Annotated in this window: 20 protein-coding genes, 16 tRNA genes, 2 rRNA genes and 1 pseudogene; 4 read left to right on the forward strand and 35 right to left on the reverse strand. The window is 43.3% G+C overall.

Going from position 1 to position 22505, the window contains the following annotated elements; genetic code table 11:
- Window positions 1-54: 54 nt before the first annotated feature.
- The 3 genes from LCL89_RS07905 to LCL89_RS07915 all read right to left on the reverse strand — a co-directional run bounded on the left by LCL89_RS07905 (window position 55) and on the right by LCL89_RS07915 (window position 3992).
- Window positions 55-1596 (reverse strand): Ppx/GppA family phosphatase, encoded by a 1542-nt coding sequence (locus LCL89_RS07905; protein WP_224809446.1) that lies wholly within the window; start codon window positions 1594-1596, stop codon window positions 55-57.
- Between the two features lie 81 nt (window positions 1597-1677).
- Complete coding sequence (locus LCL89_RS07910; protein ID WP_224809449.1) at window positions 1678-3573, reverse strand: PrkA family serine protein kinase; 1896 nt, start codon at window positions 3571-3573, stop codon at window positions 1678-1680.
- A gap of 239 nt (window positions 3574-3812) precedes the next feature.
- Window positions 3813-3992 (reverse strand): hypothetical protein, encoded by a 180-nt coding sequence (locus LCL89_RS07915; RefSeq protein ID WP_197315266.1) that lies wholly within the window; start codon window positions 3990-3992, stop codon window positions 3813-3815.
- 259 nt (window positions 3993-4251) lie between these two features.
- Between LCL89_RS07915 and LCL89_RS07920 the strand changes: the two genes are divergently transcribed.
- Window positions 4252-5067 (forward strand): lipoate--protein ligase family protein, encoded by an 816-nt coding sequence (locus tag LCL89_RS07920; protein WP_224809459.1) that lies wholly within the window; start codon window positions 4252-4254, stop codon window positions 5065-5067.
- Window positions 5045-6031, forward strand: coding sequence for a lipoyl synthase (lipA, locus tag LCL89_RS07925; RefSeq protein ID WP_404813409.1), 987 nt, complete (start codon window positions 5045-5047; stop codon window positions 6029-6031). The genes LCL89_RS07920 and lipA overlap by 23 nt, the downstream gene beginning before the upstream one ends.
- A gap of 57 nt (window positions 6032-6088) precedes the next feature.
- On the opposite strand, the pseudogene LCL89_RS07930 reads toward lipA, so the two are convergent.
- The 11 genes and pseudogenes from LCL89_RS07930 to LCL89_RS07980 form a co-directional block, all read right to left on the reverse strand.
- Window positions 6089-6238, reverse strand: a pseudogene (locus tag LCL89_RS07930) (FtsW/RodA/SpoVE family cell cycle protein); the annotation flags it as partial.
- Between the two features lie 59 nt (window positions 6239-6297).
- Window positions 6298-6579: a hypothetical protein gene (locus tag LCL89_RS07935; RefSeq protein ID WP_224809463.1), complete on the reverse strand. Its 282-nt coding sequence runs from the start codon at window positions 6577-6579 to the stop codon at window positions 6298-6300.
- Between the two features lie 288 nt (window positions 6580-6867).
- A complete protein-coding gene (trmL, locus tag LCL89_RS07940) occupies window positions 6868-7344 on the reverse strand; it encodes a tRNA (uridine(34)/cytosine(34)/5-carboxymethylaminomethyluridine(34)-2'-O)-methyltransferase TrmL (protein WP_197315264.1) in 477 nt (158 codons plus the stop codon).
- Window positions 7345-7396: 52 nt separating this feature from the next.
- Window positions 7397-8260, reverse strand: a complete 864-nt coding sequence (locus LCL89_RS07945; RefSeq protein ID WP_224809465.1) for an amidase domain-containing protein — start codon at window positions 8258-8260, stop codon at window positions 7397-7399.
- An 83-nt stretch (window positions 8261-8343) separates the two neighbouring features.
- Window positions 8344-8892: a methylated-DNA--[protein]-cysteine S-methyltransferase gene (locus tag LCL89_RS07950; RefSeq protein ID WP_197315262.1), complete on the reverse strand. Its 549-nt coding sequence runs from the start codon at window positions 8890-8892 to the stop codon at window positions 8344-8346.
- Window positions 8893-8951: 59 nt separating this feature from the next.
- Window positions 8952-10094 carry a tRNA epoxyqueuosine(34) reductase QueG gene (gene queG / locus LCL89_RS07955; protein ID WP_224809467.1) on the reverse strand — a complete coding sequence of 381 codons (1143 nt, stop codon included), beginning with the start codon at window positions 10092-10094 and terminating at the stop codon, window positions 8952-8954.
- A 16-nt stretch (window positions 10095-10110) separates the two neighbouring features.
- The gene (locus LCL89_RS07960) at window positions 10111-11820 is read right to left on the reverse strand and encodes an ABC-ATPase domain-containing protein (RefSeq protein ID WP_224809469.1); all 1710 of its coding nucleotides are present in this window, start codon (window positions 11818-11820) and stop codon (window positions 10111-10113) included.
- Window positions 11821-11972: 152 nt separating this feature from the next.
- A tRNA-Gly gene (locus LCL89_RS07965) sits at window positions 11973-12043 on the reverse strand.
- A gap of 222 nt (window positions 12044-12265) precedes the next feature.
- Window positions 12266-12721, reverse strand: a complete 456-nt coding sequence (locus LCL89_RS07970; RefSeq protein WP_224809471.1) for a hypothetical protein — start codon at window positions 12719-12721, stop codon at window positions 12266-12268.
- Between the two features lie 176 nt (window positions 12722-12897).
- Window positions 12898-13476, reverse strand: a complete 579-nt coding sequence (locus LCL89_RS07975; RefSeq protein WP_224809473.1) for a hypothetical protein — start codon at window positions 13474-13476, stop codon at window positions 12898-12900.
- Window positions 13477-13590: 114 nt separating this feature from the next.
- Window positions 13591-14763 carry a TraB/GumN family protein gene (locus tag LCL89_RS07980; RefSeq protein WP_224809475.1) on the reverse strand — a complete coding sequence of 391 codons (1173 nt, stop codon included), beginning with the start codon at window positions 14761-14763 and terminating at the stop codon, window positions 13591-13593.
- 160 nt (window positions 14764-14923) lie between these two features.
- Here LCL89_RS07980 and ade point away from each other — a divergent pair, with 160 nt between their 5' ends.
- Complete coding sequence (gene ade / locus LCL89_RS07985) at window positions 14924-16672, forward strand: adenine deaminase (protein WP_224809477.1); 1749 nt, start codon at window positions 14924-14926, stop codon at window positions 16670-16672.
- A gap of 45 nt (window positions 16673-16717) precedes the next feature.
- Here the strand turns inward: ade and LCL89_RS07990 are convergent, their stop codons facing one another.
- Together LCL89_RS07990 and LCL89_RS07995 are read right to left on the reverse strand one after the other, a co-directional pair.
- Entirely contained in the window at window positions 16718-16999 is a 282-nt protein-coding gene (locus tag LCL89_RS07990; RefSeq protein WP_224809479.1) for a hypothetical protein, read from the reverse strand.
- 32 nt (window positions 17000-17031) lie between these two features.
- Window positions 17032-17967 (reverse strand): hypothetical protein, encoded by a 936-nt coding sequence (locus tag LCL89_RS07995; protein WP_224809481.1) that lies wholly within the window; start codon window positions 17965-17967, stop codon window positions 17032-17034.
- 97 nt (window positions 17968-18064) lie between these two features.
- Between LCL89_RS07995 and LCL89_RS08000 the strand changes: the two genes are divergently transcribed.
- Window positions 18065-18364 (forward strand): phage holin family protein, encoded by a 300-nt coding sequence (locus tag LCL89_RS08000; protein WP_224809483.1) that lies wholly within the window; start codon window positions 18065-18067, stop codon window positions 18362-18364.
- A 129-nt stretch (window positions 18365-18493) separates the two neighbouring features.
- Here LCL89_RS08000 and LCL89_RS08005 read toward each other — a convergent pair whose 3' ends face one another.
- The 19 genes from LCL89_RS08005 to LCL89_RS08095 all read right to left on the reverse strand — a co-directional run.
- Window positions 18494-19246 carry a hypothetical protein gene (locus LCL89_RS08005; RefSeq protein WP_224809485.1) on the reverse strand — a complete coding sequence of 251 codons (753 nt, stop codon included), beginning with the start codon at window positions 19244-19246 and terminating at the stop codon, window positions 18494-18496.
- A 166-nt stretch (window positions 19247-19412) separates the two neighbouring features.
- Complete coding sequence (locus tag LCL89_RS08010) at window positions 19413-20171, reverse strand: hypothetical protein (protein WP_224809487.1); 759 nt, start codon at window positions 20169-20171, stop codon at window positions 19413-19415.
- Between the two features lie 547 nt (window positions 20172-20718).
- Window positions 20719-20800 (reverse strand) — tRNA-Leu (locus LCL89_RS08015).
- Between the two features lie 10 nt (window positions 20801-20810).
- Window positions 20811-20884, reverse strand: a tRNA-Cys gene (locus LCL89_RS08020).
- 60 nt (window positions 20885-20944) lie between these two features.
- Window positions 20945-21019, reverse strand: a tRNA-Gly gene (locus tag LCL89_RS08025).
- A gap of 7 nt (window positions 21020-21026) precedes the next feature.
- Window positions 21027-21101: transfer RNA gene (locus LCL89_RS08030), tRNA-Gln, on the reverse strand.
- A gap of 19 nt (window positions 21102-21120) precedes the next feature.
- A tRNA-His gene (locus tag LCL89_RS08035) sits at window positions 21121-21196 on the reverse strand.
- Between the two features lie 13 nt (window positions 21197-21209).
- Window positions 21210-21280: transfer RNA gene (locus tag LCL89_RS08040), tRNA-Trp, on the reverse strand.
- Between the two features lie 20 nt (window positions 21281-21300).
- A tRNA-Tyr gene (locus tag LCL89_RS08045) sits at window positions 21301-21386 on the reverse strand.
- A gap of 13 nt (window positions 21387-21399) precedes the next feature.
- Window positions 21400-21475 (reverse strand) — tRNA-Thr (locus LCL89_RS08050).
- A gap of 5 nt (window positions 21476-21480) precedes the next feature.
- A tRNA-Phe gene (locus LCL89_RS08055) sits at window positions 21481-21556 on the reverse strand.
- A gap of 16 nt (window positions 21557-21572) precedes the next feature.
- Window positions 21573-21649, reverse strand: a tRNA-Asp gene (locus LCL89_RS08060).
- 4 nt (window positions 21650-21653) lie between these two features.
- A tRNA-Met gene (locus LCL89_RS08065) sits at window positions 21654-21730 on the reverse strand.
- Window positions 21731-21774: 44 nt separating this feature from the next.
- Window positions 21775-21850: transfer RNA gene (locus tag LCL89_RS08070), tRNA-Val, on the reverse strand.
- A gap of 7 nt (window positions 21851-21857) precedes the next feature.
- Window positions 21858-21932 (reverse strand) — tRNA-Glu (locus LCL89_RS08075).
- 22 nt (window positions 21933-21954) lie between these two features.
- Window positions 21955-22047, reverse strand: a tRNA-Ser gene (locus tag LCL89_RS08080).
- Between the two features lie 6 nt (window positions 22048-22053).
- Window positions 22054-22128 (reverse strand) — tRNA-Asn (locus LCL89_RS08085).
- Between the two features lie 11 nt (window positions 22129-22139).
- A 5S ribosomal RNA gene (gene rrf / locus LCL89_RS08090) occupies window positions 22140-22253 on the reverse strand.
- A gap of 158 nt (window positions 22254-22411) precedes the next feature.
- A 23S ribosomal RNA gene (locus LCL89_RS08095) occupies window positions 22412-22505 on the reverse strand; the annotation flags it as partial.

Raw genomic sequence — 22505 nt, forward strand, 5'->3', positions numbered from 1 at the left:
TTCACAATTTTGTTACTTTCCCGCCGGTCACAGGGGAACTGCACATCGGAATTCCTATCCCCATTGACCATTCTTCACAAAAGAAAGCTCGACTCCTTTTTTTATAGCTTTTTCAAGATGCTTTTTTTGCTTTTCCGCCTGGTACTCCTCCGGCATCCACTCGTGATCACAATAGCAAGTGACTTGTATATCTTCTTTTTGTACATCGACATCTAAATCGGTTATGGTTCTTCTTCTCGTACTGTCAAGACTGTAGCAGAACTTCAGAAGCGCCCCCAGAAGCCGCAGTTTCTTTCGTTCTTCTTTCAAAAACCAATCTTTATAAGGATTCATGAACTGTTTGTAAACGGTCTTATTTTTGAAAGAGGCCATCAATGCAAGCCTCAGTCGCTCTTTATGCATCAGGCCGTCAATCGTCCGGTTAGCCAGTAAATAAAATGTGTGCTGATAACTGGCTTCGCTGTCGATATATTCACCCAGATTGAAAACGTAACTGGCTCTTTTCACTTCCATCCAATCTTCTTTCCGGAGACCACCGATCCCCTTTTCCTGTAAACGATGGAACAGCTGATGAGCAAGATGCTGGATGTGATGAATTTGTTTGATATTCAAATCATAATCGGTAATCAACTCTTGGATACTTTCCTCAAGAACGCTCGGAAATACGGACGTTCCCATATCCTTCGTCAATTGTTCATAAAAAATTCCATCTCTCAATCCTTTCCGGCTGAGAATGAAACCATCCGCTCTTATGACGTCGTACAAAGTGTGGAAAACTTCTGTAGCTGGTAAGATGATATCGGCGCGATCTTTGGATAGTCCTTCGACTTTCTGCAGTTTTTTCATAGATAGAGTAAATAAGTAATTTTTGATGAAAGCGAGGTCGCTGTCCTTCATTTTATATTGGTGCAGTCCAGCTAAAGGATACTCCTTCAAGTTTTGATCGATCTGCACAAGGTTACGGGCTCCTCCACCGATTCCGATCAAAGGGACATCCTTATTGGTGAGCCATGGAAGAGATTTGAATTGTGAAGTAAGGTAATGTCTCAACTCTGACATTTCCTTGTCTGAGGGAAGGTCTTTTTCAATAAAGTCCCGTTTCAGGGTCAATGCTCCGAACGGAAAACTGTGGGACTCGATTATTTTTCGATCTTTGAAATAGGTGATTTCCGTACTTCCGCCCCCGATATCCACTGTCACACCTTCGGTAATTGGAGTGGAGTTGACGACAGCCAAGTACCCATAATAAGCTTCTTCACTTTCAGACAGGATGCGCATATCGAAACCAGTTTGTTCAGATACGGAATGAATGATCTGTTCCTGGTTTTCCGCCTGCCTGATCGTTGCTGTTGCTACACATACTTTTTCTTCTAATGTATACACATCCGCTACTTCTTTGAAGCTCTTCAGTGTATTCAACAGTACATCCAAACCTTCGTCGGATAACCGCCCGTCGTCCATCAGGTAATTTCTTAACCGGGCTACCACTTTTACGTTTTCAATTTCACGCAGCCGCCCACCATTGTCACTCATATAAATGACAAGACGCACCGTGTTGGATCCGACATCAATAATTGAATAATACCTTTTAGTCATCGTCCCACCTCCCTTTCATTTTTTGTCATTATATCACAAGAAACCACCCTCCTATACGGAGGGTGGTTCACCTTTCCCTTATTATCGATTCAACAAACTTCCTACATATTTGAGCAGTTCATTGGCTGAACTGGAATTATAGCCATGTTCATCAACGAGAGTGGCTACAACTTCATTGATTTTCTTCAGCTGCTGCTCATCCGGTGTCTTGGTGGAAGTGGTGATTTTCACGACATCCTTCAAATCTGCGAACAGTTTCTTCTGAATCGCTTCACGCAGACGTTCGTGGGACTGGTAATCAAACTTCTTGCCTTTTCGGGCATAGGCAGAGATTCTGATCAGGATTTCTTCACGGAACGCTTTCTTGGCGTTTTCCGATACCCCGATCTGCTCTTCGATGGATCTCATCAAACGCTCATCCGGATTCAGTTCTTCACCCGTAAGAGGGTCACGGAGCTTCGCTTTATTACAATATGCTTCGACGTTATCCAAATAATTGTCCATCAACGTGACGGCTGATTCTTCATAGGAATACACAAAGGCCTTCTGAACTTCCTTCTTCGCGATTTCATCATATTCTTTTCTCGCAAGAGATATGAAGTCCAAATATCTTTCTTTGTCTTCAGCCGAGATGGAGGCGTGGCTTCCCAGCCCATCCTTCAAGGATCGTAGAACATCCAGAGCGTTAATGGATGTCAGTTCTTTTTTAATGATCGTAGAAGAGATTCGGTTGATTACATAACGAGGGTCAATGCCGCTCATCCCTTCATCCGAATGCTCCTTCTTCAATTCCTCTACATCGACATCACTGAAGCCTTCTAAGATCTCTCCATCATACAATCTCATCTTCTTCAAAACATCGACTTGGGCTTTTTTCGAATCTTTCAGGCGAGTGAGAATTGTAAACATCGCAGCAACCCTCAGTGTATGAGGAGCAATATGGACATCACTGATATCACTATCGCGGATCATTTTTTCATAGATTCGCTCTTCCTGGCTGACTTTCAAGTTATATGGTACTGGCATGACGATCATACGGGAATGAAGAGCTTCATTCTTCTTATTGGCGATGAAGGAGCGATATTCCGCTTCGTTTGTATGGGCTATGATCAATTCATCTGCTGAAATCAAGGCGAATCGGCCCGCTTTGAAGTTTCCTTCCTGCGTCAGACTGAGCAGGTGCCACAAAAACTTCTCATCACATTTCAGCATTTCCTGGAATTCCATCATCCCACGGTTCGCTTTATTCAACTCTCCATCAAAACGATAAGCACGAGGATCCGATTCAGATCCATACTGGGCAATCGTGGAGAAGTCGATCGATCCCGTCAAATCGGCAATATCCTGTGACTTTGGATCAGAAGGACTGAATGTTCCGATTCCTGTACGCTTATCCTCTGAGAAGAAGATTCTTTCGACCAGTACATCTTCAATACGGCCGCCATACTCCGTTTCCACTCTCATCGTATTCAAAGGGGATAAACTGCCTTCGATACGAATGCCATACTCTTCCTGGAAGTCCTCTCGCAAATGATGTGGAATCAAGTGAAGCGGGTCTTCGTGCATCGGACATCCCTTAATGGCGAATACAGCCCCATCATCAGTATGAGAATAAGCTTCAAGCCCTCGCTTCAACAAGTTTACCAGAGTCGATTTCCCTCCACTGACCGGTCCCATCAGTAATAATATACGCTTCCTCACGTCGAGCCTTCGTGCCGCTGGGTGGAAATATTCTTCTACGAGTTTTTCCATCGCTTCATCCAAGCCATATATATCCTGATCGAAGAACTTATATCGCTTATGGTCATGACCTTCATCTACACCCGCATTTTTAATCATATTATAAACGCGGGAATGTGCCGATTGAGCCAAAAAAGGACGCTCTTTCAAAAGCTCTAAGTATTCTGCGAATGTGCCTTCCCACTTTAATTCCTCTTCTTTTTCCCGGTGGTCTTGTATCTTTTTTAAAATGTCCACTTGTTAGAGACCTCCCCCGTCATAACAGACGAAATTTAATACATCTTATGCTTGGTTCAATAAAAACATGTGTGATTGCCCAGAAAAGCTGGACAACTCTCTTTAGAGGCTTAGGTAGATGTATATGCACGTTTCTATGAATGAATTCTTATTGCAGCGTCTCTATCAATATGTAAATCGTGGACAATCGTATTTCCCACGTTCCAAATTGGAAATAAAAAAAGACTGATCATTTCCGATCAGTCTTCGCCTTTTTCTCTTCCTTCTTGATACCTTTTTCTTTTTGCCAGTCCCATCACTAAAAATACGATGAACAAAAACACATTCAACCAGCGAAAATCTTCGTAAAAGAACGCAAGCACGGCCCAAATCGCGGCACTCACCAAAAACAGGATGCTCGACATCAATGTCTGATTCATGACCGATGAACCCTCCCTCAACTAGTATATGGTGAACAGGATCGTCATTTTTCATTCATAAGTCTTCCTTCTTCAAAGATACCATACTCAACTAAAAATTCTACAGGGATTACCACGGAGCACTTTGTCCTATGCAATATCATCTACGTAAAATTATTGCATGGCTTGCAAATTTTGACACGTTCCTGCACCGTTGGTAGAATTGTTGTGAACATTTTACTCAGATAAAGTACTCTAGAACAGAAAGAAGGATTGCATAATGGAAAAATGGTACTTTGTCGATTCCGGTCATCGTACACCTGCCATCAACATGGCATTGGATGAGGCGCTGATGAAATGGCACCGACAAGGTGACATCCCTCCTGTGCTTCGCTTTTACGGATGGGAACCTGCAGGATTATCTGTCGGGTACTTTCAAAAAGTAAAAGGAAAAATTGATTTAGATGGAGTCGAACGTCACGGATACGAATTGGTCCGCCGCCAAACGGGTGGACGAGCTGTTCTACATGACAAAGAACTGACATATAGTGTAATCGTTTCCGAGGAACACGAAGCTATGCCCGCCTCGGTGAAAGAAGCTTATTTGGTCATCTCCAAAGGGTTGCTTGAAGGCTTCAGGGAGCTTGGGGTACAAGCTGAATTCGCAGTCCCTGAAGGCAGTCTTGATGTGACGGGCTCCGCCGTCTGCTTTGAAGAACCTTCCTGGTATGAGTTGATCGTTGAAGGAAAAAAAGCGGCGGGAAGCGCACAGACTCGTAAAAAAGGCATCATTCTCCAGCACGGGTCCATCCCTATTGATGTGGATGATGTAAAGCTGTTTGATATGTTCATTTATAAAAATGAACGGATCAAAGAACGGGCACGCAAAGCTTTTGGGAATAAAGCCGTAGCCATCAATCAAATCAAAGATGAACCTGTTACATTTGATGACACGAAAAAAGCCTTCAAGAAAGGCTTTGAAAACGGCCTGGACATTCACCTTGAACCATTTGAACTGTCTGATGAACAATGGCAGGAAGTTGAAAAGATCGCAAACGAAAAATATTCGACAGATGAGTGGAATTACTCAAGATAATAAGGAGAGTGGAAGTGAAATGGCTAAAAAACAGGAGTACATAAGAAAGCCAGATTGGTTGAAAATCAAAATCAACACGAACAAATCCTACACCGGCCTGAAGAAATTGATGCGTGACAAAAAGCTCAATACGGTTTGTGAAGAAGCACGCTGTCCGAATATCCACGAATGCTGGAGCGAAAGAAAAACAGCGACATTCATGATACTTGGAGATACGTGTACGCGAGGCTGCCGCTTCTGTGCCGTCAAAACTGGTCTTCCGAATGAGCTTGACTGGGGCGAACCAGAGCGTGTGGCCGAGTCCGTAGAAATCATGGGACTGAAACACGTCGTCATTACAGCGGTAGCCCGCGATGATTTGAATGATGGCGGTGCCGCCGTCTTCGCAGAAACCGTAAAAGCCGTCCGCCGACGTGTGCCGGGCTGTACAGTCGAAATCCTTCCTTCTGATATGAAAGGAGATTACGAGAGCCTTCACACATTGATGAGTGGTGAGCCGGACATTTTCAACCACAACATTGAAACGGTCCGACGTTTGACTAAAAAAGTACGTGCCCGCGCAATGTACGATCGGTCACTGGAACTTCTGCGCCGCGTAAAAGAAATCCGCCCGAACACACCGACGAAATCAAGTATCATGGTCGGTCTTGGTGAGACAAAAGAAGAGATTATCCAGGCGATGGATGACCTGCTTGCGCACAATGTCGATATCATGACGATCGGTCAGTACTTACAGCCGACGAAAAAACACTTGAATGTGGAACGTTACTATCACCCGGATGAATTTGAGGAATTGAAACAAATCGCTATTGAAAAAGGATTCAAACACTGTGAATCAGGTCCGATGGTCCGTTCCTCCTACCACGCGGATGAGCAAGTGAACAGCACTTCCGCTCAGCGACGCATCAAATATATGCAGGGATATGAATCTCAAGGGGAAACCTTGGATAAGACGAACTTTTAAGCCCCTGTTTCAATCACATAATGACTACAAAAAAAGCGGCTGTACAGCCGCTTTTTTTCAATCGAACATATAGGTTTGATAATGATAGGATATGGAAAGCACGACTCCGATAGACAAAAGGCTGCCTAGTAAAGCACTGCGTCCGTAGGTGATGAACGGAAGCGGGATCCCTGTAATCGGCAGCCGTTGGATGGACATTCCCACGTTTAAATGATTTCAGCTGCAGTAAGGTAAAAAGAGACTCCCTTAAAGGAATCTCTTTTCTTTTACCAATACCCTCCATAAGGCGGACGTCCGTAGTATCCCCCGTAATAGTAAGGAGGTCGATAATACGGAGGGTACCCACCATAACCATAGCCACCGTATCCGCCATAAAATCCAGGTGACAGCGCACCTCCGATGAAACCTCCCAGCAGTCCACCGGCAAAAGGACCCCAAAAGAAGAACCGCTCATCGTCATTTCTATAATGATCTTCATATGCATGATTGAACTGATATGGATGATGTTCCAATGTAACTCCTCCATTTTTCATTGTTTGGTTATTCACCTACTCTTCACCTTATGTTTATCCCTGAATACGTGTATAGGCACACGCCGTGGGACAGACATTAAATTTAGTGCTATAAACAATTCACATCGAAGATGAAATAAGGTATAATAACGATTAGCAAAAGCTTGTCTCGATAAAAGGAGGACCCATACATGAAGTTGACACTAATCATCCTTGTCTGTGTTGCCTACCTGACAGCAATTTTCAGTGCAGGATATGATGAAAAAGCAGGTACACCGAAAAAATAACCATACTAAAACCGCACCCCGATCGGGATGCGGTTTTTTATTTGATCAAACCTGGATATCCTTGCTGCTTCAAAGCGTCGAACAGTATGATCGATACGGTGTTGGAAAGGTTCAGGGAACGAACCTCATCGGTCATCGGAATTCGAAGACAGCGGTCTTCCAACCCTTCCAATAACTCAAGCGGAATCCCGTTACTTTCTCGACCGAACACGAAAAATAGATCTTCATCCGGGTTGGAAAAGTCGAAATCTGCATAGGATTTCGTACCGAAGTTTTCGATATAGTAATACTCTCCTCCCGGGAAAGATTCATAAAGTTCACCAATGGAATCATAGTAATGGATATTTACTTTATGCCAGTAATCGAGGCCCGCACGACGAACCATCTTGTCATCCGTAGAAAATCCCAATGGGCGAATCAAATGAAGCTCGCTGTTCGTGGCTAAACAAGTACGTGCAATGTTTCCCGTGTTTGCAGGTATTTCAGGTTGAAAGAGTACAATATGATTCGGCATAATCTGTCACCTCTATGTTAGCTTTATCAACTGTGTCATTATACCATACCCTTCAACCACCGATTGTATAAAACTTATATTCAATATCCGGTGTATAAGCGGTCGAGTCTTTATAATCCCAGTACCGGTGCCTGCTGTTCGTCGTATGAGCATTGACGAGCGGCATGCCGTCCTTATTCAATTTAACTACCATCGTATTGTGATCGAAGCGATCATTCCCTTGGAAGTCATAACAGATGATATCTCCCGGAGACAGTTGATCTGCAGAAAATACTTCTCTGGCAACCTGCCCTTTCGTCGATCCACTTAAATACCACTTGAACGCATGAGCGACTGACCAACTGTAACTCCACTTCCCATTTTGATACCACCAGCCCCGAGTCTGATGAGGGACTCCCCATGTCGGGAGGCCGCCGGCTCTTAAGCATTGAGAAACGAAATTGGTACAATCATTCTCAAAATGAGGGTAAGCAGGGTTGGCACCGTCCCACCACCGCTCCGCATAGCGGACAGCTTCCCTTCGATCATATGAAAATGAAGGAATTCTTTCATCTTCTCTGTAAACATACTCCGAAAATCCCGTTTCTTCAGCGGGACAAATGGTTTCTGTCGTAACCCTGTGTCCGAGCATTTTATCCTTCAGAAAGGTGGCAGCCCCCTCATGCACTCCCTCTTCCAAATAATAATGTCTACCATTTTGAATCAGAATAGAGAGGGATAACAAGTATCTATAGGAAGTGTGACGTTCATAAGCCATTCTGTGATAAGGATGGATGCGAAATGTGACACGCATGATTCGATCTCCCCGTTCTTCCATTCCTCTCACTTTCCTTTGAAGCCATGGCTCTTGATCCTGGTCTAAAAGATGATTTGCAACCTTCTCCCAATACAGCTGCAATTGATGTGTATGAGACATACACCCTCCCCCCTCTATTCACATCTTATGAAGGAGAAAATCAATCCATACAAAAAAGCCGCCTTCCATGTGTGGAAGAACGGCTACGTTTGATGAGGGACACTGTGGTATTCTTTTTCAAAATTGAGCAGGTTCTGTTTCTTCTCTACCCCGCCGGCATATCCGACAAGCTTTCCGTTGCTGCCGATGACACGGTGGCAAGGAACCACAATTGCGAAAGGATTTTGATTCACAGCTCCACCTACAGCACGAATCGCTTTCGGTGATAACATCGCTGCGGCGATATCTTTATATGATCTCGTCTCTCCAAACGGAACATCATGAAGGAGGGTCCTCCACACTTTCCGCTGAAAGTCAGTTCCATAACAATTCAAAGGTACAGTAAACTCTTTACGATTCCCGGCAAAATATTCACTCAGTTCATGTTTCGTCTGCACTACGTACTTGTGCTCTGGATCGTAAACAAGTTCACCTTTTAAAAAGTGCTTTTTCTTCCACGATTGATATGAAGCAAGTCGGTCTTCATAATGGCCAAAATCAATCCGGCAGACACCTTCATCATTTGCAAGAACTGTCATAGCTCCTAAAGGTGTGTCAAACGTATCATAATATAAAAAAGACCGATGATTCATAAACAACCCTCTCTTTTACAGTTTTTCCTATTATACAAAACTCTTCAGGATATGAAAAGTTAAATACTTCCCTGTTTTTCAAATTGCAGACCTTTTTCCATTTCGAAAAGAACATCTTCATCTTCTTCTTTCTCCATCGCTGCTTTGATTGCCTCGTAACACTCAGCAGTTCCGATTTTCCCAAGCCCCCAGGCGGATGTACCGCGGATGACAGGTCTTGGGTCTTCGTTCATGAGGCGGATTAATTCATCAATCGATGTTTCATCCCGGTAATGAGCGAGTGCCAGAATGGCATTCCGTTGAATCGGCTTTTTCCCACGCCAGGAACCGGCGATGGGGCCGAATTTATTTTTGAACTCCCGATTAGAAATCGAAAGCAGCGGAATCAGTTTAGGTTTGACGACTTCCGGATCCGGCTCGAATTCTTCATGATTATGAAAGTCCTTCTTTCTGTTCTTCGGACATACGGTCTGACACGTATCACACCCATACAGACGGTTTCCGATTTTCGTCCGGAATTCATCGGGTAGAAAATCTTTCGTTTGGGTCAAAAACGCGATGCAGCGTTGAGCATTCAGTTGACCACCTTGGACGAGCGCCCCTGTCGGGCATGCATCCACACAAATATTACAGTCCCCGCAGCTGTCCTCCACAGGCTCATCAGGAGCAAATGGAATATTTGTAACTAACTCCCCTAGATATACATATGAACCGAACTCCGGAGTGATAACGGCGCAATTCTTTCCACTGAACCCGATGCCGGCACGTTCGGCTACGGCTCGGTCTGCAAGCTCCCCCGTGTCCACCATCGATTTCAGTTCGACTTCCGGAAAATGTTCTTTCAAATATGCAGCGAGTTTATTCAATCGGTCACGCAGTACATCATGGTAATCCATCCCCCAGGAAGCGCGGGCAAAGATTCCCCGCCGTTCTCCCTTCTTACTTCGGGGGGCATCGTGCATTTTAGAGGGGTGAGCCAGGGCGATGGATATGATCGACTGAGCTCCCGGAAGCAACCGGCCAGGTTCGGTACGTTCTTCAACGCTCCCTTTCTCGAAACCGGATTTGTAACCCAGTTCTTCCTGGCGCTTCAGACGTGCTTTGAGCTCACCGAACACATCCGCTGAGGCAAAGCCGATCTTATCGATGCCGATTTCCTTGCTGTAGGCAATGACCTCTTCTTTAAATTTATGAAAATCCACCCTGACATCCTCCTTTCTATTTTAAATTTTTTACTTTAGCTGTTCGAATCCTGTTCAACGTTGCCGCTATCTCAAAACGTCTTGGACGGGCAAGATCCCCAGGGTGCTGCCCCTTGAATGGAGCAAATGCTTCCAATCCTTCACGATCGATTTGCTCTTCGATTTGATCTAGCAGTTCTTGGAGTGTATTTTCTTTTTTCAGTACGCCACGCTTATCCATATGCATGATCAAATCAGCAATCAATCTCGTTTGGGAAGGATCGACGAGCTGTTCGATTCCATCTAAATCAATGTCGGTTTTTCCCATCAGGATAGTTGTACGACCTTTCGCCTGTACCTTTTCTTTCTTTCCTTTTCTCGTTTGTAGAGTGGCCGGAAGAAAAGCGCGTGCCGGCACAGATCCAAACTTCTCTTCAATAGAGGAATGTCGCTGGCTCGGATATTGATCGGCAATCTCCTTAGCTCGACCTGTCACATTATGTGGAACATATTGATCCATCATGATGACTTCATCAGCCACATTAAAGTAATCGCCGGACCCTCCCATGACGAGAATCGTAGATACGTCCAAATCATCACGCATCTGCTTGATCTTATCAATGAACGGGGTGATCGGCTCTTTCTCTTTCACGACGAGTTCCTGCATCCGTTCATCACGAATCATAAAGTTGGTCGCACTCGTATCTTCATCAATCAAGAGTGTATGAGCCCCAGCCTCAAGAGCTTCCATCACATTAGCCGCCTGAGAGGTACTTCCACTGGCGTTCTCCGTTGAAAATTGTGTAGTGTCCGTACCATGCGGCAGATTTTTGATGAACGGTGATATATCGACTGTCGTGACCTGACGTCCATCCTCTGCTCTTACTTTGACAGCGTCTGGATTCGTCATCACATACTCACGACCGTCTCCTTTAATATGAGGATACACCCCACGCTCCATGGCATTCAAGAGGGTACTTTTACCATGATAGCCTCCTCCGACGATCAAAACAATGCCTTTCTTCAGCGCCATTCCCGTGATTGGTTCGTTCCGGTGAGGAATGGAAAATGAAACGCGATTCTCCTCCGGACTTTCAAAAGGAACCGCTTTTTTCATGGGACGATCGCTGATTCCACTTTCCCTTGGCAGAATCGATCCATCAGCGATGAATGAAATCCAGCCGTTCTTTTTCATTTCTTCAGCAATCGCATCATGCTGATCGGCAAGTTCGCAAACCTCATCGATGTCTTTGTCCTGGACAGAGAAAATAGACTGCTTCATCACCTCAGGAAGAACAGTGAAAAACAACGTTTCCGCCTGCTTTCCATTGATCCTGCGACCGTTGGCAGGGAGTCCGACCGTCAGGCATACCGTAACATCTTCTTCATTCAATGTAACTGCGGTCCGTTCCAATATTTCCTGCCCTGGCTGATCGACCGCTACCATACCACTCTTTCCTGATCCTTTGACTGCAGTCTGATTTTTAAATATCGCTTTCGCTACAGCTCTGGCCAAACGATCTTCTGCATAAGTTTTCCTCCGCTTGTTTTTCTTCCATTCCTTTTTGATGTTCCTTTTTTTATTCGGAATGCGGATTCTTATTTTAGAAGGAGCAGCGAAAGGATCGCCCTGCACATAATCAATGAATAGTTCATATGTCGGAAACTTATAATTCCCTTGTATCTGTTTATAGCCTTTATAACTTTTCCCATCAATCTGCTTCAATTGTTGCTGTAACTTTTTCATATCTTGGAATCCTCCTATGAAAAATTCTCTATCAATGGTTTATCCTTTTTTCTTCATTAAAAAACGCAATGCTTCGTTATTCTTAACGAAACACTGCGTTGGGGCACATAGTATAAAATAATAGCTCACTTTCCATATGAGAAAGTGTTAAGAGCGGGTGAAGGGAATCGAACCCTCGTCATCAGCTTGGAAGGCTGAGGTTTTACCATTAAACTACACCCGCATATGTATCAAGTCTGCCGCTTCCCTCGGAAGCACATTTGTTATTATAACAACCGACTTTAGACCATGCAATACGAAATTTACGTTTTTTTGTCGAATTTTTAATATAACGTTTACATGACTTAATAGTTTGATAATCCAACTACCTCAGTATAGGTGATTGATAGATTTTCTATACATACAAAGAAAAGAGCCGCGGAAGCAGCTCTTTTCTTTGTAGCAATTATTTTAAAATGATCGTATTTTTCAACGCGGCGATCAGGCGCTCGAAGTCTTCAGTCACTTGATTAAGAACTTCCGGCTGCTTATAGCTCTTATCTTGAGACGTCGATAAACCTGGCTCAATGATGAGCTGACGTCCGCCCCATAGTTCCAACTCGAGTTTTACAGGAGGAGTGTTTTCTTTCATGCTATAATCAACAAAACTTTCCTTCAACGAAACGATGTTTTGAGTGAAGATTGTTTCTTTCGTTACAGCCATGTCTTTTGTGATTCCCAGGATTGTCAACGTACAGTCATTACGATTCACAATATAAAGCTGGTGAACATCTGGAGTCAAAACTTCTAAAGAGCAATAGTTATCCGACTCAAAAACTTCCCTCGTAAACTCCAATTCTGCAGCCGTACGCAATTTTTCAAGACTAGAAGAGCTCAACCTTTCCTGAATCATTACAGACATCATGAATACCTCCTTGATATGTTTTCACCCTTCTTGTCCCCCGAAATCCATCCCAGAAAACATTATTTGGAATAATCAAACATATATTACCATCAAGAAAAATTTCAAGGCGCACAAAGTATGATGTCATCGACAAGATAAATGAAAACTCGCAGGAAAGGAAAAGGATATTCGTCCTATTCGCCACCTTTGATGCTCAACTCTTCACTCAGATACATAAAATGTTTCGTCGCTTCAAAATAGTAGTTCAAATCTTTCTTCCTCAAAGCCCTGGAAAAGTTACGATCCGCCTGTTTCGCATAGGTGTTCAATTCAGGGCTTGTAGAAATCGAAAGCAGTTCTTCAATCATTTTGTGCTTGATTTCATTGCTTTCTTTTAACTTGTCCCACTCGTATGTATATCGTCCAGATGCATAGCGGTCTTCAATCCAATCTTCTCCGATTTTTTTGATCAAAAATAGGATGCGCTCGTTTTCCTCTACACGATGCTCAATTGCTTCGACAACATCTTCATTCACCAGTTGTTGACCATCATAATCAGGTCGTTCTAGAGGAACAGCGTAACTATCTGTTTCAATGGTCACGAAATCATAAGAGTGATCTTCTCCTCGACTTTTATGTTCTCCAGGAGGAGATGGAGACTGAGCAAGTACTTGTTCTTTTGATCCTTGCCGGCTATATTCATTGATCTGCCACAAACCGATTCCTACCACAAGAATACCAACTACGGACGTTCCTTTAATAAAACTACTCATCTCCATCCTCCCTTAGAGAATTAAGATTCATATATTTGTAACATAATCGTAACATTCAATGAAAATATTGTAAATTATTGCAGAAAAAAAAGAGAAGCTCAAAGGCTCCTCTTATTATATATTTTCTATGAAAAGTCGGATGACGTCGGCTCCTCCGATGAGTGTACCCAAGGAACTACCTACATTGGCCAGGACGACCACCAGTAAAATTCTGGTCACTTTATTGTTCCAGAACCCTTTTACACTCGTCACGTCGTCAGACAAAGTCTCAAAATCCGATACATTCGGGCGTTTGAAATAAGCTTGAACAAAACCTGCAAACCAACCCGCTGCAATCAGCGGATTCAATGATGTAATCGGCGCTGCTATAAAAGCAGTGACGACTGCAAGTGGGTGGGCTAGTGCAGCAGCCGCACCGATAGCAGAGAATGACCCGTTCCAGAGCACCCAGCTGATTGTTTGCTGGGCACCTGCTGCCGGATTGGCATAAAACGTATAAGCGATGATGGACAATATAATGAAAGGAATCGACCAGCCTATGATTTTAGGTACTTTTGATTTCGGCGGCCTTTCAGTCAATTTGTCCAGATCATGCTCTTCCCTTATTTGTTCTTTGATTCCTGGCACATGAGCCGCTCCCAGCACTGCCACGACTTTTTCACCAGGGGCTTCTTTAATTTTCTGAGATAAGTATTGATCCCGTTCATCAATGAGCGGTTTCTTCAAACTCGGGAAGTGATCCGTCAAATCTTTCAACATGCCATCCAGCATATCTTGTGATTTCATCTTTTCTAATTCTTCCTCGGTTATGCTTTCCTTGCTGAATATGCTATAAATAATAGAAAGTAGTAGTTTCGATTTACCTATGAATCCGATATTGCTCCAAATACGAGAGAACGTAGTCTGGATGTCCCTATCAGCCAAAACCAATTCTGCTCCACATTCTTCAGCGGATTCGATGCCTTGGATCATTTCCTGACCGGCTTCGATACCGAATTGCTTTGCCATACGCTTTTGAAACGAAGAAATGGCTAAATTGATCAACAACAACGATGCTTTCTTTTCTTTGATGACCTGGAAGATGTCCATGTTCTTCCATCGATCGCCATCTTTGATGGATTGATAACGCTGTTGATCGAGCTCGACACAAACAGAATCGGGCTGCTCATGCTCGATTACCTGCTTCACCTGTTCAGCACTTTGTTTCGAAACGTGTGCGGTACCGATCAAAATCAGCTCTTTGCCATTCCATTCGATTCTCGTTATATTCTCTTCCATGATTGACATACAAACCTTCCTTTTATCGTATATACTAAAATGAAGTCTCTCATCCATACTAAACCAGATTGGCGGAAAAGAGAATCCATTTATACTTTTTTACAATGATAAAATCAAGGGTACTTCGATGACTCAGCTTTTAAGTTTCACCTATGAAGGAGTGTTGTAGATGAAAACCAACCATAAATCGATGAAAAAACACCTGCAAATCGCCAGTAAACAAAGACCCGCCGATCTCGTCGTAAAAAATGGACGAGTCATGGATGTCTTCAACCAGGATTGGATCGATGCAGACATAGCTATCGCGGATGGAAAAATCGTCGGTATCGGTGATTTTGAAGGAACAGAAATCATTGATGCACAAGGAAATTACGTCTGTCCTTCCTTTATCGATGGCCATGTACATATCGAGTCTTCTATGGTCACTCCTTCAGAATTTGAAAAAGTCGTCCTTCCTCATGGAGTGACATCCATCATCACAGACCCTCATGAAATCGCCAATGTTTCTGGAAAAGCAGGCATCGATTATATGTTAAAAAATTCCACCGATATTGACTTAGACGTATTTTTCATGCTCCCTTCCTGTGTGCCTGCCACCTCTTTTGAAAATGCAGGAGCTGTTTTGAAAGCTGAGGATCTGAAACCATTTATGGAACATGAAAGAGTTCTTGGACTTGCAGAAGTCATGGATTATCCTTCCCTTTTATCACAAAAGGATGAGATGCTGGATAAAATCGAAATGACAGCTGATATGGGCGGAAAAATGGATGGACATCTCGCTGGGTTGAATACCGATGCCATAAATGTTTACAGAACGGCTGGAATCGATACCGACCATGAATGTACGACGATCCCGGATGCTATGGAGCGTTTGAGACGGGGCATGTATTTGCTCATCAGACAGGGATCTGTAGCCAAAGAATTACTTCAGCTCATCGACATCGTGACCCCGGCGAATGCTCGCCGCTGTTTATTCTGCACAGATGATAAACACATCGATGATTTGATTGAAGAAGGCAGTATCGATCATCATGTCCGCTTAAGTATAAAAAAAGGGCTTCCGGCATTCACCGCTTACCAAATGGCTTCTTTGAATGCTGCGGAGTGCTATGGTCTTAAGAATAAAGGAGCCCTTGCCCCTGGATATGATGCAGACTTTCTGATTGTCGATGACTTGGAAGCTGTCCATATCAAAAACGTGTACAAGGCAGGGAAGCAAGTGGCTGCTGATGGACAATACATAGCAGCTTCTGAGAAAAAGAACCTTAAGGATTCTTCCATTATGGATACCGTTCATTTCAAACCTATACAACAACGAGACTTGGAAATCGTTATGGATGAATCGAAGCATGCAAACGTCATTGAAATTAACCCTAATCAGCTTAAAACCAATAAAATCATCACACAAGTGGGCACAAAAGAAAATCTTTTCGTCCCCTCCATTGAACAAGATCTCCAGAAGATGGTGGTCGTAGAACGTCATCACTTGACCGGAAATATAGGTGTTGGAATTGTAAAAGGGTTCGGTTTAAAAGACGGGGCCATCGCAACGACAATCGCCCATGATTCTCATAATATCGTGGCAACCGGGACAAATGACGGTGACTTATTGAGAGCCATCAACGCTTTGAAGGAAATGAGAGGCGGGCTCGTCGTTGTAAAACAGGAGGAAGTGATCGCATCCCTTCCGCTCCCGATAGCCGGTTTGATGTCTGAGAAAAGCTATAAAGAGGTCGACCAACAGCTGAAACACATGAAAAGAGCCCTTAAAAAACTGGGTTTTGAAGCTGACTTCAACCCATTTTTAACTCTCTCATTCCTGACGCTCCCTGTCATTCCTTCTTTGAAACTTACAGATAAAGGACTCTTTGATGTAGAAAGCTTCAAATTTACCTCTGTTGGAGCTGAAGGAACTTAAGAAAAGCGCAGGTTCATCATCTGAACCTGCGCTTTTCTGCTATGATCATTCTTGATGGTTCCATTTCCTCAATAAGGCCTTACTGGCAGTCAAAATAATGATGAGTATAGAGTTCAACAGCAGGAGAATAGCCAATAAAAAAGACGTATACGCTTTCTCATCGCTTTCGATGACACCCGCATAACCGAGACCAAAAAAATGATAGAAAAACGGCATTCCAAGCATGATTACCCCAAGCAGAAATCCAGATCCGCTCTTTTTGACGTTCAGAATATATAAATACCAGCTAAAGCCCAGGAATGCAGCGGCAAGTACGTATAGAACCATACTCTCAAACCCCCGTTATAGAAATAATCACGTTACCCCTCTTCTTCATCCACATTCAAAGCAGCATCCATAAAGTATAAAGCTCTCGACTTTAAGTAGTCCCCTTCTGTACGATCGAACCCCGTAACTGACATACCGACTCCATAAACCGTCAAATCTTCTTCCTCCAGAGGGTGAACATCCTTGTTTCGAATGTAATACGCTCTCCTTACGTTACCTGCGAACCGATAATATTCACCTCCTACATCAATCTTATAGAAATGGTATTCGTTATCAGGCTGTATCTCTTTCAAACCCACTTCTTCCAATTGGTTGAAAAAGCGGCCGATTTCCGTATGTTCATTCCTATTCAGGTGATGGATAAAGTTATAAGTTTGCTGTGTATGATGGATCCTTCTGTTCACCGTGAAATGATGATCCTCCAGAGAGAGCTCTACCCGGTAATCGACTCTTCTATCATTTGTCTCTCTTACTTTGAAGTAATAAACGAATTCACTCACTTCGCCCTCCTTATCATAAATAAGACGTAAACGATGTAACTCTGCTTTTCTGAGATCGAACCTATCCTGCATTCGATGCCAGTGATCGGCAAAGTCGAAATCATCATACTCCTGAACAACTTCCAGATGACGTGGATATTCGAATATGAATTTTTGTGCAAACGGAATTCCAGATCCAAGAATGAACAAGAACAACCCCAGGTAGACGGCACCTTTTTTAGCCGCTTTATTCTTAGTTATAGAAAAAAACAGCAAATAAACGATGAAGCCTATTGGAATGGGGGGATTCGTGCCGAAGTTCAATGTAAAAGCACCTAAAATCGTAAATCCTATCATTTTCAAGAAAAGATGCTCTTCTTCCTTCCCCCAGAGATGATAGATAAAAATCAATAAAATACTGTGCAGCAAAAACAGACCGATAGAAACGATATAGTATTCTTCCTTTCTTTCCTCAAGCTTAGATTTCACACATGTTTTTGGATATCTTCTCCAATCCGTCTCTCCCCATTATCTAGCACCAAGTTTAAACAAAATTCATAATATATAACAAAGGAGGGATAAAAATATGAAGAATTTAAAAACCTATTTATCAAGGCTCAAAAATCCAAAGGTCCTGATGGCCATCTTGTTAGGACTTGCCCCTCTACTAGCTACCTCATTCGGTATCATTCTCCCAGCCAACTACACAGAAATCGTTACAGCTGTTGCAGGTATCCTGGTTTTGTTGGGAATACTAAATGACCCGAACCCTAAAAGATACCTGGAAGACACAGATAAAGACGGACTGCCGGACTTTCTCGATCGAAACGATGGAAATCGTATCAATGAAGCGGACTCCGATATGGATGTAACAGATGAAGATTAATAGAAGAAAAGACTTCAATTGATGATTGAAGTCTTTTTCTTTGAATTCCATCTGCAGACGATAGTAGAGATAGATAAAGAAATTATGTATTCAGATTTATATAGGAAGCTGATACTGGCTGATAAAATTCTATGACTTCTTAGACATCAATTCGATCACCATATCCATACGCTCAATTCTTTCCGCGCCTTCCAGGTAGTTAGTGTAAGCTTTCTTCCATTCAGTGTGGTCTAATGTCAATATTTCTTCATACAGGTCGACCGTGTCGGTTGTCCATGTGGCAAGGTCGTCATATCCCTGTTCTGCAAAGTAAGTTTCAAACTGACGCAGGCTTTTAACGACACGTTCAGAATTCCCGTGAAGCTTTCTCCAACTCATGCTCCCTTTCGAAATCATGTCACGTTCTTCATTTGTTAATTCCCCAAGGTCTTTATTTCTAGACCCCATATTCTCACCGAAGAGACCAAGTTCCCCTGTAATAGTGCTAATAAATGTCTTGAATAGAGCTAAAGACTGCGTACCATATGGATAAGGACGTTTACCATCTATGTAGGACAAAACAAATACACTTTTGCTTTCTTTCTTAATGACATAACCGTTTTCATAGACGGCAAATAAACCATGACCGGCTTGCTCGAACACCTCTTTTGCTTCGTCCCCTTCCAGGAGACCACGCTCAGGTAATTCAAACTCAGTCAGTGTCTTCGCATATCCTTCATACCCATCCCATATATCATTCTTCTTTGGTTCTAGATTTCGCTCAGACCCATCTCCAGATCCATTTGAACTTTGTATTTCAGTATCTATCTTATTATCTTTCTCAACCACCGTTTGTTCATTACCTTCAGTTGCAGCTCCCTCTATTGAATCACATGATGTCAAAAAGATTGAAGCAATAATTGTAGATATCAGCCAAACTTTCCTTTTCCTCAGAATAAGCCCCCCTTTCTTTATCAAAACATACTACCTATTCTAGCAGGTATTAGAAATTCATAGTTAAATATGAGGAAACAAAAAAACGTCTTTCTACTTAACGTAGGAAGACGTATCAATTAGTACCGTTGGCCGGGGCAATCCGGCAAGTGGTCCCCTGTAGACATTGTTCAATTTTGCGATTGAATAACTTAGCTTCCCATTGAAATGTACAATTAATGTTTACCCATCTATCTAAATCACGTATAAAAATTAATTTCTCTTTAGGATTACATCCTAGATGCTGAATACGGTTTTTCTTTAATATAAACCGCCTTTTCCCCTTAATAAAATTAATAGAATTCCCTTCATCAACTATCTTCATACGGTTTAAACTTAAGAATGTGACCTTCTCATTACGTAATGATCCACTATTATACTTCCAACCTTCAATCTCATGAGTCTTCCCATCACATAAAAAGCCAACGCACCCTTCAAACAACATCTCTTCTAATAAATTGTTGATAAATTGCTCGTCGTACTTAAAGCCCCACCTATTATTTTCATAGAGTTCCTTGCTCATTCTCACCCATTGAGTAATTGCTTTAGTTGTAGGGTATATCTCCCAATCAAAATCTGTGCCCTCCGGATGTTCGTTTGTTCTTATATCATACCCTGAATCTTTACCCCTCTCACCATTGCACCTCTTCAAGAAGGCAGTAATTTGATCTTTGACATCACTTCTGAATACTCTATGGTAATTAAGGTACCTGTAGATTATTATGGCCCCCATAAAACCAGAGACACCTATCAGTAACCCCCCAAAAACTTTAAGAGTAACCCAACCCAGTGCGGTTCCTATCCAAAGTAAGATGTTCATGACTATATCACTCATTTATTTACTAACCCCTCTATCTTTTTCCATCAAGTATGTGCATATTACGTTCAATCTGTTTATCTAAGCCGAATTTATTCCCCCTTAAACTTCTCACCCGATTAACCCCAGTATTGAATTCGACACCTTTATAGATAACAAGGAGCAATAAACTTTCCGTATAACTCCATATTGGTTATACAGCACAAGTGATATCTCAGCCACAAATACGTTTATAACTAGTTCAATTGTAAAAGGACGAGTAATCCACTTGAACAACCTCCTTACTCATTATATTGCTGAAAAAATGCTCAGTATGAAAAGAAGTATAAATAAAAAATTCTGCCTTGTTTTAAGCCTTCCAGCAACCTCTCAACGACAATCTCGTATAAAGGCAAACGATTGTCTCTTCACTTTATTTCGCATATAAAAACCCCGCTTTCCTAAGTGAATAGGAGAGCGGGGTTTAACGTTCACCCCTGTGGTCACACGACCATTGATACGTTCATTGAACGCAAAAAAAGAAGGTATCTACGCTGGTAGATACCTTCTTTATGCGACCTATTAGTACCGGTGGCCGGGGTCGAACCGGCACTCCGTGAGGAACACGATTTTGAGTCGTGCGCGTCTGCCAATTCCGCCACACCGGCATATGATTTCTGGAGGCGGCAACCGGAATCGAACCGGTGATAAAGGAGTTGCAGTCCTCTGCCTTACCGCTTGGCTATGCCGCCATAGGATCAATTACGATTGTATCATATTCAAGTGTTGTTGAATATGTGCCTTATTTTAAATGGAGCGGGAGACGGGATTCGAACCCGCGACCCCCACCTTGGCAAGGTGGTGTTCTACCACTGAACTACTCCCGCATTAAAGTGGCTGGGCCAGCTGGATTCGAACCAGCGCATGACGGTACCAAAAACCGTTGCCTTACCGCTTGGCTATGGCCCAAAAGATCGTTTGTTATAAATGGGGCGGCTGATGGGAATCGAACCCACGAATGCCGGAACCACAATCCGGTGCGTTAACCACTTCGCCACAACCGCCACAATCAAAAAGCAGGGGTAGTAGGAATCGAACCCACATTGACGGTTTTGGAGACCGTAGTTTTACCATTAAACTATACCCCTATTTGAATTATAAAATTAAATGGTGGAGGGAGTAGGACTCGAACCTACGAACCCGATGGGAGCGGATTTACAGTCCGCCGCGTTTGGCCAACTTCGCTATCCCTCCACGCTGTAAAGAGTGGTGCCGGCCAGAGGACTTGAACCCCCAACCTACTGATTACAAATCAGTTGCTCTGCCAGTTGAGCTAGGCCGGCTAAAATGGTGGCTCGGGACGGAGTCGAACCGCCGACACACGGAGCTTCAATCCGTTGCTCTACCAACTGAGCTACCGAGCCAAAATATGTATTTAAGTGGCGGTCCGGACGGGACTCGAACCCGCGACCTCCTGCGTGACAGGCAGGCATTCTAACCAACTGAACTACCGGACCAATTTGGTTGCGGGGGCAGGATTTGAACCTGCGACCTCCGGGTTATGAGCCCGACGAGCTACCAGACTGCTCTACCCCGCGATAATGTGAAGTTCATATTCACGATATGTTTTGCGTTGCGATAATGGTGGAGGATGCAGGGTTCGAACCTGCGACCCCTTGCTTGTAAGGCAAGTGCTCTCCCAGCTGAGCTAATCCTCCATGTAAGTGGTGACCCGTACGGGATTCGAACCCGTGTTACCGCCGTGAAAGGGCGGTGTCTTAACCACTTGACCAACGGGCCAATCGTTTTGATAAAGATATTATGGCGGAGAGCGAGGGATTCGAACCCTCGAAACCGTGGTAACGGTTTACACGAATTCCAATCGTGCTCCTTCGGCCAACTCGGACAGCTCTCCAAATAATGGCTCCAACGGTAGGATTCGAACCTACGACCGATCGGTTAACAGCCGATTGCTCTACCACTGAGCTACGTTGGAATAATATCGAAATCTGGCAGCGTCCTACTCTCACGGGGATCGACCCGACTACCATCGGCGCTGAAGAGCTTAACTTCTGTGTTCGGCATGGGAACAGGTGTGACCTCTTCGCCTTCACCACCAGATCTCTGTATGTCTCTTTCAGGGACAAGATATATTATATTGTCTATCCTGAAAAAAATCAAGGGGTAATTTACTATTTTTTTAGTAAACCCTCAAAACTGGATAAGGGAAACATTTCAACGATTGAATCAAATGCGCTTTTCACGAACGATTAAATCAGATAGATAAGTCGTCGATCTATTAGTATCCGTCAGCTCCACGTGTCACCACGCTTCCACCTCGGACCTATCAACCTCATCGTCTCTGAGGGATCT

This window comes from Halobacillus yeomjeoni (genome assembly GCF_020171525.1).
Taxonomy (GTDB): Bacteria; Bacillota; Bacilli; order Bacillales; family Halobacillaceae; genus Halobacillus; species Halobacillus yeomjeoni.

Bases quoted from the DNA above. Each gene is read 5' to 3' on its own strand.
- LCL89_RS07905 (WP_224809446.1), bottom strand. From the start codon at position 1,596: ATGACTAAAAGGTATTATTCAATTATTGATGTCGGATCCAACACGGTG.
- LCL89_RS07915 (WP_197315266.1), bottom strand. From the start codon at position 3,992: ATGAATCAGACATTGATGTCGAGCATCCTGTTTTTGGTGAGTGCCGCG.
- LCL89_RS07920 (WP_224809459.1), top strand. From the start codon at position 4,252: ATGGAAAAATGGTACTTTGTCGATTCCGGTCATCGTACACCTGCCATC.
- lipA (WP_404813409.1), top strand. From the start codon at position 5,045: ATGAGTGGAATTACTCAAGATAATAAGGAGAGTGGAAGTGAAATGGCT.
- trmL (WP_197315264.1), bottom strand. From the start codon at position 7,344: ATGCCGAATCATATTGTACTCTTTCAACCTGAAATACCTGCAAACACG.
- LCL89_RS07945 (WP_224809465.1), bottom strand. From the start codon at position 8,260: ATGTCTCATACACATCAATTGCAGCTGTATTGGGAGAAGGTTGCAAAT.
- LCL89_RS07950 (WP_197315262.1), bottom strand. From the start codon at position 8,892: ATGAATCATCGGTCTTTTTTATATTATGATACGTTTGACACACCTTTA.
- LCL89_RS07960 (WP_224809469.1), bottom strand. From the start codon at position 11,820: ATGAAAAAGTTACAGCAACAATTGAAGCAGATTGATGGGAAAAGTTAT.
- LCL89_RS07970 (WP_224809471.1), bottom strand. From the start codon at position 12,721: ATGTCTGTAATGATTCAGGAAAGGTTGAGCTCTTCTAGTCTTGAAAAA.
- LCL89_RS07975 (WP_224809473.1), bottom strand. From the start codon at position 13,476: ATGAGTAGTTTTATTAAAGGAACGTCCGTAGTTGGTATTCTTGTGGTA.
- LCL89_RS07980 (WP_224809475.1), bottom strand. From the start codon at position 14,763: ATGTCAATCATGGAAGAGAATATAACGAGAATCGAATGGAATGGCAAA.
- ade (WP_224809477.1), top strand. From the start codon at position 14,924: ATGAAAACCAACCATAAATCGATGAAAAAACACCTGCAAATCGCCAGT.
- LCL89_RS07990 (WP_224809479.1), bottom strand. From the start codon at position 16,999: ATGGTTCTATACGTACTTGCCGCTGCATTCCTGGGCTTTAGCTGGTAT.
- LCL89_RS08000 (WP_224809483.1), top strand. From the start codon at position 18,065: ATGAAGAATTTAAAAACCTATTTATCAAGGCTCAAAAATCCAAAGGTC.
- LCL89_RS08010 (WP_224809487.1), bottom strand. From the start codon at position 20,171: ATGAGTGATATAGTCATGAACATCTTACTTTGGATAGGAACCGCACTG.